This is a genomic window from Sphingomonas larreae (assembly GCF_051400595.1).
Taxonomy (GTDB): domain Bacteria; phylum Pseudomonadota; class Alphaproteobacteria; order Sphingomonadales; family Sphingomonadaceae; genus Sphingomonas.
In genome coordinates this window covers 1-12,710 of sequence record NZ_JBLFFI010000013.1, presented here as the reverse complement: position 1 = coordinate 12,710, position 12,710 = coordinate 1, and the positions used below count along the sequence as shown (strand labels likewise).

General features: G+C 62.5%; 12 protein-coding genes. 6 read left to right on the top strand and 6 right to left on the bottom strand.

What is annotated here, in order from left to right:
• Positions 1-414 precede the first annotated feature (414 nt).
• Positions 415-1,827, top strand: coding sequence for a methyl-accepting chemotaxis protein (locus tag ACMGDM_RS20280; RefSeq protein WP_436805953.1), 1,413 nt, complete (start codon positions 415-417; stop codon positions 1,825-1,827).
• Complete coding sequence (locus ACMGDM_RS20275) at positions 1,827-2,183, top strand: hypothetical protein (protein WP_436805952.1); 357 nt, start codon at positions 1,827-1,829, stop codon at positions 2,181-2,183. The genes ACMGDM_RS20280 and ACMGDM_RS20275 overlap by 1 nt, the downstream gene beginning before the upstream one ends.
• Before the next feature lie 279 nt (positions 2,184-2,462).
• Here the strand turns inward: ACMGDM_RS20275 and rpsU are convergent, their stop codons facing one another.
• On the bottom strand, positions 2,463-2,663 hold the full coding sequence (gene rpsU, locus ACMGDM_RS20270; protein ID WP_436805951.1) for a 30S ribosomal protein S21: 201 nt from the start codon (positions 2,661-2,663) through the stop codon (positions 2,463-2,465).
• Positions 2,664-3,657: 994 nt separating this feature from the next.
• Between rpsU and ACMGDM_RS20265 the strand changes: the two genes are divergently transcribed.
• Positions 3,658-3,927: a DUF6894 family protein gene (locus ACMGDM_RS20265; protein WP_436805950.1), complete on the top strand. Its 270-nt coding sequence runs from the start codon at positions 3,658-3,660 to the stop codon at positions 3,925-3,927.
• Positions 3,928-4,025: 98 nt separating this feature from the next.
• Complete coding sequence (locus ACMGDM_RS20260; protein WP_436805949.1) at positions 4,026-4,448, top strand: hypothetical protein; 423 nt, start codon at positions 4,026-4,028, stop codon at positions 4,446-4,448.
• 83 nt (positions 4,449-4,531) lie between these two features.
• On the opposite strand, the gene ACMGDM_RS20255 is transcribed toward ACMGDM_RS20260, so the two are convergent.
• The 5 genes from ACMGDM_RS20255 to ACMGDM_RS20235 form a co-directional block, all read right to left on the bottom strand.
• Positions 4,532-4,975: a BLUF domain-containing protein gene (locus tag ACMGDM_RS20255; protein WP_436805948.1), complete on the bottom strand. Its 444-nt coding sequence runs from the start codon at positions 4,973-4,975 to the stop codon at positions 4,532-4,534.
• Between the two features lie 9 nt (positions 4,976-4,984).
• Positions 4,985-6,565: a putative bifunctional diguanylate cyclase/phosphodiesterase gene (locus ACMGDM_RS20250; RefSeq protein ID WP_436805947.1), complete on the bottom strand. Its 1,581-nt coding sequence runs from the start codon at positions 6,563-6,565 to the stop codon at positions 4,985-4,987.
• 338 nt (positions 6,566-6,903) lie between these two features.
• Complete coding sequence (locus tag ACMGDM_RS20245; RefSeq protein ID WP_436805971.1) at positions 6,904-7,248, bottom strand: DUF892 family protein; 345 nt, start codon at positions 7,246-7,248, stop codon at positions 6,904-6,906.
• Between the two features lie 412 nt (positions 7,249-7,660).
• Complete coding sequence (locus ACMGDM_RS20240) at positions 7,661-8,704, bottom strand: Na/Pi cotransporter family protein (RefSeq protein ID WP_436805946.1); 1,044 nt, start codon at positions 8,702-8,704, stop codon at positions 7,661-7,663.
• A gap of 897 nt (positions 8,705-9,601) precedes the next feature.
• On the bottom strand, positions 9,602-9,817 hold the full coding sequence (locus tag ACMGDM_RS20235) for a hypothetical protein (protein WP_436805945.1): 216 nt from the start codon (positions 9,815-9,817) through the stop codon (positions 9,602-9,604).
• A 627-nt stretch (positions 9,818-10,444) separates the two neighbouring features.
• Between ACMGDM_RS20235 and ACMGDM_RS20230 the strand changes: the two genes are divergently transcribed.
• Together ACMGDM_RS20230 and ACMGDM_RS20225 are read left to right on the top strand one after the other, a co-directional pair.
• Positions 10,445-10,792, top strand: coding sequence for a hypothetical protein (locus ACMGDM_RS20230; RefSeq protein ID WP_436805944.1), 348 nt, complete (start codon positions 10,445-10,447; stop codon positions 10,790-10,792).
• On the top strand, positions 10,789-11,646 hold the full coding sequence (locus ACMGDM_RS20225) for a diacylglycerol/lipid kinase family protein (RefSeq protein ID WP_436805943.1): 858 nt from the start codon (positions 10,789-10,791) through the stop codon (positions 11,644-11,646). The genes ACMGDM_RS20230 and ACMGDM_RS20225 overlap by 4 nt, the downstream gene beginning before the upstream one ends.
• The last annotated feature ends 1,064 nt before the right edge of the window (positions 11,647-12,710 follow it).

Below are 12,710 nucleotides of genomic sequence, written 5' to 3'. Positions count from 1 at the left end.
AGCCTTGATGCAATCTGACGGCGCGAGCGAACTAGGTCTCAGCACGGCTCGTCTGGTCTGGGCGATGAGCCTCGTCCGGTGCCCGCCGCGAGGCTCAGTGTCGAGAATGGAAACGCTTCTATGCCCAGAAGTTCTCTCGGCGCAGCGAATGAGTTAGGACAATCTTATCAGGTGATCCGATCACGGTCAGATCCAAAAGAGTTTAAATCGCTTAAATCATGATTCGATAGGTTTTCCGCTAGAGAACCTTGGGTTAAGACGCCGCGAATATCGCGTCTTATGGGGAGAATCATCAAAGCTTGGTTAATGGTATTCTAAGCGCCTGCATTGATCACTTTAATTCGGTTTGGTTTCCTATGGTCCTCTGGAGCTTTACTCTTGTTGGGCAGTTATGCCGCGCTCAGGAGTACGAAGATGATCAGCTGGTTTCGCAACAATGCCCCGATCCGCGTAAAATTCCGCGTGGTGGTCGCCTTCCAGATCGCGGTAGCCGCGCTGAGCCTCGGCTTGATCTATCTCGCGGCGGTGTCGCCGGCTACCGAGCTGCTGAGTATCATGCTGGGCGGCACGGCCCTGGCATCGTTGCCGGTGCTCCTCACCTGGTACAGCGGCAAGCTCATCAGCGACCCGTACGTCACCACCGTGGTGCGCATGGAGGGGCTGGCAGCGGGCGATCTCGACAGCGCTATCCTCTACTCCGATAACCGCGACTGCGTGGGGCGCATGACGCGAGCGATGCAGGTCTTCCGCGACAACGCCGAGACGATCAGGCGAGCGAGCGCTGACTCGCAGATGATGGTCGAAGCCTTGGGAGCCGGCCTGGGTCGCATGGCGGCCGGCGATCTGACGTCACCGATCGACACACCCTTCGCGGAGCAGTTCGAGACGGTTCGACGCGACTTCAACGCTGCCAGGGAGTCGATGGCGTCGACGCTGAACAGGGTGTCGGTCGTGGCATCCGGCATCAACAGCGGCAGCAGCGACATCCGCGCGGCCTCGGACGACCTGTCGCGGCGCACCGAGCAGCAGGCGGCGGCGCTCGAGGAGACCGCGGCGGCGATGGAGGAGATCACGACAACGGTGCGCCAGACCGCGGATGGCGCGGCCAAGGCCCGTGAGCTCGTGTCGCAGGCACGAGGCGAGGCGCAGGCTTCCGGCGCCATCGTCGAGCGCGCGGTGAGCGCCATGGGCGGGATCGAGCGCACGTCCGCCGAGATCGCCGACATCATCGGCGTCATCGATGGTATAGCGTTTCAGACCAATCTGCTGGCGCTCAACGCCGGTGTCGAGGCGGCCCGCGCGGGTGACGCGGGCAGAGGGTTCGCCGTGGTCGCCTCGGAGGTTCGCGCGCTCGCGCAACGCTCCGCCGACGCCGCCAAGGACGTCAAGGCGCGCATCGGTGCCTCGACCGTCCAGGTCGAGGTGGGCGTCGAGTTGGTCAATGCCACCGGTATCGCGTTGCGCGGGATCAACGGGCGCGTCGAGGAGATCAGCGCGATCGTCACGACGATCGCCGCCTCGGCCAAGGAGCAGGCGGTCGGACTGCAGCAGGTCAACACGGCTATATCGGAAATGGACGGCGTGACCCAGCAGAACGCTGCCATGGTCGAGCAGGCCACGGCGGCGACGCGCAGCCTGGCGGCGGATGCCGAGAAGCTGGCCGAGGAGGTCGCGCTCTTCACACTTGCAGAGGACGGCACAGGGCGCATGGACCGACAGCAGCACGTGCGGTCCCGGCACGATAGCGGGCGGCTCGAGGTCGTGCGATCGGCGCCACGGGTGGCGGCGCTGCGGCAAACCGCGCAGGAAGACTGGGCCGCATTCTGATGCCCCTGCAAATTGAGCGGCGACCCGGCCATATCCTCGTTCATGGCAACGGCTTGGGGAGCCTTGCCGAAGCTCAGCAGCACTTCCGCGAGCTCTCATCGCTGTTGGTCGCGGAACGACAGACTGTGAAGGGCGTGCGCCTGATGATCGATCTTCGTGCAGCGACGCAGCACCCGGCAGAAGTCAGCGCTCACATCGAGCGCGTGCTGCCGGTTCTCTACAGGGCCACCGATCGCGTGGCGGTCGTGGTTCGAGACTCGATCAGGAAGAAGGAGACCAAGGCCTCGCACGATCCAACCTACACCGACGTCTTCTTGTCGCGAGAGGCCGCGGAGGCGTACCTGGATCAGGTCTGAGCGCATCCTCTCGCTCGATCCAAACTGGAGGTCGGAGCCTACCGCGCGATGAGTGCGGTACCAGTGAGCCCGTGAGCGGTGCTGGTTGTCGTGATGGCACGGCTGTCGACGGGGCATTTGATCAATCTCAAGACTTAAAAGAGCTTTGCTCCGGATATATACATGCCGGCTAAATTATGCAAAGCCGTCCCTACTTACAGGAGCCTATGTGAACCGACGTCCGCCCTTGGGCAGCCAAAGCTAGCGCTTATGTTTGTTTGTGGTCCTTACTGCGAAACCTTAGCGATCTCGCTCAGCTCGCTTGCGATCGGCCTTCCGAGCCCGGCTCACAGCGGCGGCATGCTCGCGCGCACGCTTCTCAGAAGGTTTTTCGTAATGCCTTCGGAGCTTCATTTCCCGGTAAACGCCCTCGCGCTGGAGCTTCTTTTTTAACGCACGGAGCGCTTGCTCGACGTTGTTGTCACGAACGATGATCTGCATAACTTCGGCTTCTGCCTGCAAGGGGGCGGTGTGGAGCTCGCGTTCTAGGCCATCGATGGGAGCTACACGAGCCGAAAAGCTGCGGTTGGTTGAACGGCCGTTTGTGGAGGCCGAAGGCCAATCTCAAAAAGGAGGGAAAATCGCAGCGTTCGCGCCTATCATTCACATTGTGCGATGCCCTGCCGGGTCAGGAGAGGATTCTCGAAAGATTGCGGAGGGCACGGCGCCGAAGCTTATTCCACTAACGCTGGCAGCGGTGCCCTGCCGCATCGTGCACGAGGTGGCAACGCTGATTGAAAGCTGCGAGGGTTGGGGAACGCCCTGTTACTCGCATCGTGATCGAGATAAGCACAGGCGAGCACGAAACGCGTCGTTCGAGGACCGATGCGATCGCGAAGTTCGCCCGCCAGAAAGGTGAGTCACTTACCTGCCAACGCCAGTTCCCGGCGTCGTAGTCCCACCGCCTGCCGTCTCCCAGTTGAGCGACCCTGCGAAGGTGGGCGGGCACAACGCTCACACCTTGATCCTGCGCGCTTGAAGCGGACGGTCGCCTGTGGCTATCGATGGATTCAGCCAGCGGTCCTCGGGTCGGATCGGCTTGTCGATCCTATCCGTCAGAGGACTTAAGGACAAAGGGGATCCGCCAGGATGACGGAGGAGCAGCTAGCCGTGCTTACCGCCGTCGTCAGCCGAGCGCCTGAGTGGATTCGGCGCGACCTCGCGTCGACCCATCCCGGCGCGAGACAACGGGCTGAAGACGCGCTCGCCGCTATGCTCGCAGCGGCGCTGCGCGACAGCTCGAGTGACGCGCTCACCGTTAAGATGCAGAATAGCACCTGAGTTGCAATGGTGGTCACCCCGCTCGTTAGGCGCAATGCGCTGGCATCCACAAAGCCTCGGTGGCAACATCGCGGCCGAATGGAACCAAGGATGCGACCACCGCCGAGCTTCCGCAGATCGTAGAAGCCGTCCTGTGTTCAGGAGCTGAACCAACGTGGATCGATACTTCTTTCATTTCGCCGGGCGAGATCGCGATAGCGTCGGAGCCGAGTGCCGCGGCCTAAGCGAGGCTCGCAACAATGCGATCAGACTGCTCGGATCGTACTTAGCTGACCACCCGGGCTATGCCGAAGAAGGGCACTGGCGCGTCACCGTGGAGGATGCCGTCCGTCGTCCCGTTCTCAACATCATCGTCGCCACTGTTCCGGTACGCGGAGCTGGGAAGATCGCAGAACCCTTGGCCATCGACCCCGCGGAGGAATAAACGCTCGCCTATCGCAGTATATTAGCTGATTCACATTAGCTCCCGCATCCGTGCCGGACACGAGTTGGTTCTGCATCGTCGAGCCAGAAAGGATGTGAGTGGAGAGCTTCAACCATCTGATCATGGAGCACGACGCGATCGAGCAATCGGTCGCTTTGCTGATGCAGGACATGCTTGAGGCTAAGCCGCACGCGCTTCTCCACCAGCATCTGAGCGCCCTCGCAGTCCAGGTGGAGCAGCACCTAAAGGCCGAAGACGCGGTGCTGATCGGCCTTCAGCAAGGCCAGTTGGATCGGCCGTGGCTGGCGGCTTGGAAGAGTGCTGCGGATGAGCTCGCACTGCTACGGTCTGATTGGCTTGGGTTCATCCACAACTGGACAGCAGACAGGATCGCCGCGCGAACAGCGGAATTCTGCACAGCTGGCGCGGCTATCCTGGAACGGCTGAGCGAGCGCGTCCGCTTCGAGACCGACGTCTTCTACGCTGCGGCGCTTCAGTCAGGGGCCATTAGGCTAAGGTAGACGAACCGCACTCGTCTGCCTTCAACGTGAAGTGGCACCCGGTCTAGTACCGGCAAGGCGAGCTTCGAGCGCGAAAACGGTTCTCAGGCAGCGGCGCGCTCTTCTTCGATCGCAAGATCGAGCAGTAGCTTGTGGAGCTCATCCCCGTTGAACCGGGTGAGGTCAAAGCCGCTGGACGATCCGATCGAGGCAAAGCGGGCGGCGTCGTCGACCGAGGCGCCAACAAAGCCCATAGCCCAGTTGGGGAAGCTTCGAGCGTCGATCCCGCCGAGGGTGAGCAGTGACACCTCACCATGTCGCTCGTCCTGCTGGATCCGCTCAAACGCAGCCTCCACTTGCTCGAGCGGCCCTTCGAGGACCTGCGCGAAACACCCGGCATTGAACATAAGGGCACCCGTGATACCGTCCCGGGCGTTGTTCGCCTGGCTTTTTGCCAGGATGCGTGCCAGCTCAGCGGCGAACGCATCTCCTTCGCCAACCAGATGATTGCGGCTGTAGTAAACCAGGCGGTAGATCGACGTCGACATCGTGCCTCCTCAGATTTGCTCGGACAGGAAATCGGCGACCTGGCTCTGCGCCATCGGACGTCCCGTCAGGTAGCCTTGAACATGGGTGCAGTGCTGCTCACGGATGCGTTTCAGCTGATCGGCGGTCTCGACACCCTCGGCGGTGATTGCCATGCCGAGGTTGGAGCCTAAACCGGATACCGCTCGCAGGATCGCCTCGCTGTCGGCGTCATCCCCTGAGACAAAAGAGCGATCGATCTTGATCTTGTTGAACGGAAACTTCTGAAGATAGCTCAGCGACGAGTATCCGGTGCCGAAATCATCCATCGAGATCTTCACGCCGAGTGCGCGTAAGGAGTGCAGGGTCGCCAAAACGTTGTCTGTGTCCGCCAGAAGCGCGCTTTCGGTGATCTCGAGTTCAAGGCGCTCCGGCGCCAATCCGGAGCGCGCCAGCGCTGATGACACCGTTGCCAGGAGGGTGTCGGCCTTGAACTGAAGAGGCGACACGTTGACTGCGACGACGAGGTTCCCCGGCCAGGAGGCCGCCTCCATGCAGGCGGTGGTCAGCACCCATTCGCCGATCTTCACGATCAGGCCATTCTCCTCCGCGACGCCGATGAAGCTGAGCGGCGGGACGTTGCCGCGGGTCGGATGGTTCCAGCGTAGCAGGGCCTCAAAGCCCATGACCCTATCGGTCGCGAGATCCACGAAGGGCTGGTACGCAAGCTGAAACTGTTTGAGTGCGAGCGCGCGTCGCAGATCGATCTCGAGCTCGCGGCGTTCGCGAAGCTGGGCGTCCATGCCGCTCTCGAAGAAGCGGTAACGACCGCGACCAGCGCGCTTGGCCTCGTAAAGGGCGAGGTCTGCGTTGCGTAGAAGGTCGCGCGACTGGATGGCGCCACTGGCGATCGCCACACCGATGCTCACGCCCACGTTGATCGTATGGCCGCTCAGCACGTAGGTCCTGCCGACGAGGTCGACCAGGCGAGCGGCGAGCTTCTCGGCGTCCTCTGCGCCGCTTATGCCCTTCTGAAGGATGACGAACTCATCGCCGCCGAGGCGGGCGATCACGTCTTCCTTCCGGCAGGCTCCGCGCAGCCGATCAGCGACCTTCTTCAGCAGCTGGTCGCCGATCCCGTGACCCAGCGTGTCGTTGATCATCTTGAAGCGATCGAGGTCCAGGCACAGCACGGCGACGTGCAGCGGCTCTATCTCGCCCACAGCCGCCTCAAGCGCGGCCATGAAGGGGTTGCGCAACGCCAGGCCGGTGAGGTCGTCCTGTCGAGCCGGCATAGCGTGATCCGAGCTGAGGCCTGGCCACATGCTGATGCACATGCTGCCGCCGCCAAGCGGACTTGCGAGCGCCTGAAAGCTCTCCCCTTGGCGAGTCATCAGTCGCATCGAGGAGGGCGCATCCGCGCTAAGCCACGAATGCAGGACGTCGGGGAAGATGTCCGAGAGCGACAAGCCAACAATCCAGCCGCCCAGATGCGCTGCGGCCGCTGCGTTTGCATAGCTCAGGTCGCCGTCGGCATCGATCACGATGACGGGGTTCTGAAGCGACTCAAGGACGCGAGCGGACGACTCCGGAGTGAGATCGGAATTCGGCATAACGTGTGGCTCGGCGCAGAACTGTTTGCTCGCTCCTAGAGAGCGTTTCAGAACAAACGGTTAAGCGCGCGTCGTTCGCGTCCGGGCAAGGGAAGCTGGCGCGTATGTCTGCTTCTGGGGCGAAGCGAAGCACTTACGCGTAGGCGGGTGCCGCGTTACCGGCATCACGATATTCCCGGAGCAAAGCCGGCCGCAGGGTTGGCTGAGGAGCGACAGACCAGATTGAGAATGGCTGCACAAGCCGGATTGGAGGAGCGCTGGACCGGCATCCTGAGCTGGCGCCGCGATGATGGGAGGGTCGTTCTGCCGCGACCCTCCCGATCGTCTCGAGCCGACGATCAGCCGAGAAGCTGCTTAGCGAGCGCGGTGTGCCTCTCGTCGGCCTGCTTGGCCTCATCCGCGGACTGTTTCATGTCGCGACCGACGTCGTCCATCCCAACCTTGTTGGCGTAGTTCGCCATCGTCCCGAATGCTGCGATCCAATAGTGTAGCGCAAGCTGTCCGCTAGCGACGATGCCGAGATCGCGCGAGGTATCGTCTGCTGCCTGGCCGCGGATGCGCCGGCTGACCTCATAATGGGCTTCCAGGATAGGGTTGTCCTGCTGGTCGGCCCCGCCTGCCTGCTGAACGGCGCGCTCAATCCGCTCGGCCCACTGTTTGGATGTGTTGTTGCCTTCCTCCAGAGCCGATTTAAGCGCAGGGTGCGTAGCGTCACCGGATCTCGTCGGTGGCCTTTGCCGCCACGTCGCTTCTAGCCTTCATGGCCGCTAGCCCCTGAGAAATCAGCTGCTTCAGCTTATCGTCCGCCATATTCGCTCTCCTGTGCGCACCACAGCATCTCGTCGCCGCGACACGGACCGGTACCTATGGCTCAGCCGGTCAGTTCCTGCGCTTACGGCATCGATCGGACGAGCGGAGCCGAAAGCTGGTCGTTGCGCAGTTGGCAAGGTTCTTCCGGCGAACGCGGCTACGTTACTCGATCACCTCGGCTGCGCTATCATGTATCAGCAAGGAGACAGCTCGGGCGTGCTGCTTGGGTACGACTAGAAGATGGGCGATGGCGCTCCTTGGAGGTTAGCTTCCCTGATCCGGCCGTCAGGCTGTCGCTGCCACCTCTTCTCGTATCACCCGCCTCTCCGGCACGAGGCGTTCGAGCAGCCGTGCTGCTGCTCCAGTGAACGGCAAAGCGACGAGAGCGCCGGCAACGTTGAAGAGAACATGGGCATTAGCGATGCGCTGACCGGTGTCGCCGGATGTCGCCTCGCCGAAGGCGGCGAGCCAATCGACCATGAGGATGCCAAGCGCAACGGTGACGACGTTGAAGAGCAAGTGGAATACGCCTGCCTTCACCGCCGCGCGGGACCGTCCAGCGGTCGCGATCAATGTGTCGGCGCAGGTGCCGATCTCCGCCCCCAGCATCAACGCAACCCCGGCGGGCAGGGTGATGAGCCCGCCGCTCGCGAGCGTGATGACGATGTCCATCATCGCCGAGGATGACTGGATCGCGATGGTTGCGAGCGCACCTGCTGCGACGCCGAGCAGCGGCGTCTCCAGGCGCTTCAGCCATTCCAGAATTGCTGGCTCTCCCTGCAACGGCTCGGCTGCTGTGCCGATGAGATTGAGCCCGAAGAGGATGAGCCCAAGCCCGATGAGCACCGTTGCCCAGCGCTTCATGCCATGCGAACGCGCCAGCGCTTTCCAGAGCAGGCCGGTTGCGATCGCGACCGGCGCGTAGGTGTCGACGTTCCAGGCGAACACCTGGCTGGAGACGGTGGTGCCGATGTTGGCACCCAAGATGACCGGCAACGCGCTAGCGAACGGCACGAGGCCTGCGTCGACGATGGTGATGAGAAGAATGATCACCACCGAGGACGAGTCGAGTACCACGGTTGCTGCGGTGCCGCTGGCCAGGGCGGCAATGCGGTTGCCGGACGAGCGCTCCAGTAGTTTCTGAAAGCGACCGCCCTGCGCCTGCTTGAGCGCGCCCGCGAGGAGGTCGACCGCGTAGAGGAACAACGCAAGGCCGCCCAAGGCGCCCATCGCCAGCTTGAGCCAATCAATCGGGCCAGCGCCAGCGCGCGTCTGGCTGGCTGCCGGGCCCGCAGCCGCGATGAGCCCGACGCCAAGGAGTGCTAGCAAGCCAGCTCGAACGACTCGGCCATCTGGCCACACACCGGTGTTGCCCATACGCCCACCTAATTTGCTCGTATGACGGCCCAGAGACTCGTGGTGAGAGCGTCCGCAATGACGCTTGCTGGCCAAGGTCAGCGGCACTCGGCTTCGCAGTGGCGACGGGGAGACGAACACTATAGAGGCGCACGTATGCCGAACGACTGCCAACTCGTCGTGGCGCCCAGGACTGAACCGGAGCTTGTAGGATCCTGGGGCCTGCGCTGGCCTCTCACCGGTTGTTGGATCCCCGTCATCTACCCTAGCGAAGCCGAAGCGCGCTCTGCAGCAGCGGCTCTCGCCTCCCAGGGGGATGGGCGAACCAGATTGGGCAGGTGGGGAGCCGAGGCGTCTGTAAGGACATAGAAGGGATCTGAAGGAGTGAGTGGGCTACTATCACGATCAGCGAGACGATATCGGGCAGTCGCGAAATCCAGGACGTCATCAAGAACGCCGATCTGGAAACGAGATTGATCCTCTCACGTCGCTTGGACAAACCTGGCCACTGAACGGTGATGGATACAGCGGGGGAGCGTCTTGGCTTCTTAAGCAAATTGTCGGCGGTAGCCAAGCGCCTCAAGGCCGGGGCCCGACTCGTCCACGCCGCAGTAGCCGATATCGACGAGCCGAACCGAGATCGAGCGACCTTATCGATCCAGGCGAGCTTCGTCCTTGTTGAGGATTGATATTAGGCGCAGCGGCATGCCAACTCAGCTTACTGCAACTGTCCGCAGCTTGCAGGCAGTGCGAAAGGATGCCGAGCCGCTGCTGCGGCTCGGCAAGGTTTTTTGGGGATCGCCTGCGCCTGCTCTGGCGCCTGGTCGGCTTAGACGTAAAATGTTGCGCAATGGAGACGACCCTTGAAGCTCAAAGCCCGTTCAATGCCAGGGCTGCCGAGCGAAGCGCGAAGAGCCGGTCCGGCGCTTCGTTCGCCAACTCGGCCCATGTGCGCGCAGACCGGTTCCTGACCGCTTCCGACCAGATGCGCGCGGCGAGCCGAAGAAGCTGGGCACAGCTCGCTGCTGCGCCTTGGCTCACGCATTCGACCAGTTCGTCCGCGACAAGTGGGGTGGCGCTTTTCACGTATAGGTTCCGAGCTCAGGAGGCGCCGTTAACGTCGCGAGGTTTCAGGCAGATGACAGCTCGAGCGGGCGAGGCCAGGCCGCCGAACGCGACTGGTCTACGCCGCAGCGTCGTCGCGCGATCGCGGTGAACTGTTCCGAGAAGCGGCAATGGCAAGCTCGCTGGTCCGTTCAGTAAGCCTGAGGTCTGCCAATCATTTCGCGCTGACATAGAGCAGGTGCGGCATCCAGCTGGCTTCCCTCTCGGATCTGCCGTCGCAGCGAGAGGAACACGAGTGGCGGGCAGATATCGTGTAAAGCGCAACGTGGCCGTCGAGGGTGGGCTCCGCGTCCTGTCGTACTTTCGGGGACATGAGACGGCGCCTCGGATCCGCAACCTCGTGCGCCTGGACCAGGATGACTTCGTGGTGCGGTCGGTGGAGCTACCCGTATCCGACAGCCAATCTAACGAGCACGAGGTTGGACCTCAAGCCTCGCTTCGACGATCTAGTGACCTGACGCCGCCGTTGGCCGTAGGGGCGGCTGAGAAGGTGCTCGATCTGCATCTCAGCCGGGGAGCCTGCCCGGCGAGAAATCGACCCGTCGCGAAGTTGCAACCATAAGGCGCGATAGCGGCCATGGAGGTCGCATGGCATCGGTTCCGGATTACCGCACAACAGCTTCCCGCGAAGGCGAATGCGGATCGGATATGTGGGGGCGCTCGTACAAGAACGAAAAGCGTTGGCACTCAGCCGATCGCGACGAACGTCGCGGTAAAGTTGCCATCCTCTCGGCCGCGCTCACTTTCGTAGGACTTTGGATCTACTCCGGCTCCGCTTTCGGCGGGCTGGGGGCGATCTTGGGCTGGGTGCCAGCAGCGCCGCTCGCGGTCCTGACCGGCACGTTGCTTTTCCACATGTGGCGCCCCGCAGCGGCGGTGGTGATGGCTTATCTCGGTTATACGGCTGCGGGGCTGATCCTCCGGCTGCTGGTATGAGCGACGGCTCAGGCGGTTATCACCTTTCCATGCCGGAATCGCGACGGCTCCGAATCTGGCTGGTGGTGAACGAACAGGCCGGCTCAGCTCGGGCGGCACTCGCGGACGTCCTGGGCGCGATAGGAGAGGTGGGCAACTTGGTTGGGCGAACCGACTTCCCGAACGCTCACCTTCCCGTTTCAGAGGCGCTTGAGGCCGTAGGTGCCGAGGTAGTTGCCGTCTTGGCTGGCGACGGCACGATCAACGTTGTCGCGGACACTTATCGGCATTGGTCGGGCGCTCTGTTGGCTTTGCCGGGAGGAACCATGAACATGCTCTGCCGAATGCTGCATGGCAATGCCGACGCGGCAACGGTGGTCGCTCGAGCGGCAGGTGCGAAGCGTGTCTCTCTTCCGATGGTTGTGGCGGGCGAACGATGCGGCTTCGTGGGCTTGGTCGTCGGCCCAGCTGCCAGCTGGAATTCCGCGCGCGAGCGGTTACGACAGCGGCACTGGCGCAGGCTGATGCGTGCGATCCGCTATGCGTGGGGCCGGACATGGTGGAATCGGACTCGTCTGGAGGGCGTGCCTCGACCGGGACAAGCATTCTTTATCCGCCCTGAGAAGACCTCGCTTGTGGTGACGGCTGTTGAAGTGGCCGAGTGGACCGAACTCGCAGGGGTGGGGCTCGCCTGGCTTCGAGGTGATTGGACCAGCGCGGATGCGGCGACCCGGGTTGATCGAACCCGCCTGCGGCTTAGTGGCAGTCGTTCAACGCCAGCGCTGATCGATGGCGAACCGTTCCACTTGCACGCCGGTAACGTGATATCCCTCTCATCGTCAAACCCGATGTTTTTGAGGACTATATGCGAGTGATCCGGTACCATCTCACATCACGCTCGATGTCTGCAGCAGGGGGCTGCAGAGTCCGGTCGGATCCACCCGGCGGATCGATGCTTAATTGGCTCGATCTGGCGGAGGGCACCCAAGCTGACGTCGTCGGCGAAATGCCAGCGCGCCTGGCAAACTAGGATTGAGCGTCACCTCAAGCCCATCAACCGAAGCGCGCGACGTACCGTGCCGTTCGTGATTGGCCCACCGCGTGGCGCGAGCAGCCCCAGCTTACTGCATGCCGACACTAGGACGCGTGTGTCGGGCAGGCTGTCGAGGTTACCCGTTCGAGCTCGATGCTCATGGATCGTCGCTTCAATGCAGCGGATGACGGGCTCAGCCCGCGCGTAAGCGGAAGCTCGTCGTGCCCCATGTCGAAGCTCCAGATCACCGATCCCATCCATCATCGTGCCGGCTCTTAGCACCAAGCTCGGCAGGTACCATCCGGTGGCCGCTGGCCAAGGCGCTGCCTGGTTAGCCGAGGATCCTCGTAGAGGTCGCGAATGGCGCGAAGTCGAATCGATTTCACCAGCGCTGCCACCGGTGTTCGGCAGCGTCATGTAGCAGGTGGCAACGCTGGCAAAAGGCAGCGAAGTTAGCCAGTGTGCTGTTACCAGGATCTTGGTCGAGATGCGCGCAGGCAAGGACGACCTTGGTTGTCCGAATGGAAGCTAGCGCCAAGTCACCTTTCGGCGAGGTCCGTCTGCCGCGCGGCGAGCGCCAGTGCCCGGCATCAGCATCCCACCATCTGCCGTCGCCAAGATGTGCAATCCGGCGCAGGTGAGGGCGAGCGCAGCGTTCACACCGGGATCCGGCACGTTTGAAGCGAACAGTCGCGGACAGCTGCTCCCAATTTGTGGGGTAAAGCCAGCGGTTCTCGGGACGTATCAGCATGACGATTCTATGAGTCAGCAGCTGCAGGAACAAAAGAGGAAAATGAGGCCATGACGGATGGGCAACGCACGATGATCGCGGCGAGGTGCAATGGACGGAGGGCGGCTTGGCGGGCGTCCGGGAGAGAGAGCGTCACGAGACGTTCCGCTCGGTGC

Bases quoted from the DNA above. Each gene is read 5' to 3' on its own strand.
- ACMGDM_RS20280 (WP_436805953.1), top strand. From the start codon at position 415: ATGATCAGCTGGTTTCGCAACAATGCCCCGATCCGCGTAAAATTCCGC.
- ACMGDM_RS20275 (WP_436805952.1), top strand. From the start codon at position 1,827: ATGCCCCTGCAAATTGAGCGGCGACCCGGCCATATCCTCGTTCATGGC.
- rpsU (WP_436805951.1), bottom strand. From the start codon at position 2,663: ATGCAGATCATCGTTCGTGACAACAACGTCGAGCAAGCGCTCCGTGCG.
- ACMGDM_RS20255 (WP_436805948.1), bottom strand. From the start codon at position 4,975: ATGTCGACGTCGATCTACCGCCTGGTTTACTACAGCCGCAATCATCTG.
- ACMGDM_RS20250 (WP_436805947.1), bottom strand. From the start codon at position 6,565: ATGCCGAATTCCGATCTCACTCCGGAGTCGTCCGCTCGCGTCCTTGAG.
- ACMGDM_RS20230 (WP_436805944.1), top strand. From the start codon at position 10,445: ATGGCATCGGTTCCGGATTACCGCACAACAGCTTCCCGCGAAGGCGAA.
- ACMGDM_RS20225 (WP_436805943.1), top strand. From the start codon at position 10,789: ATGAGCGACGGCTCAGGCGGTTATCACCTTTCCATGCCGGAATCGCGA.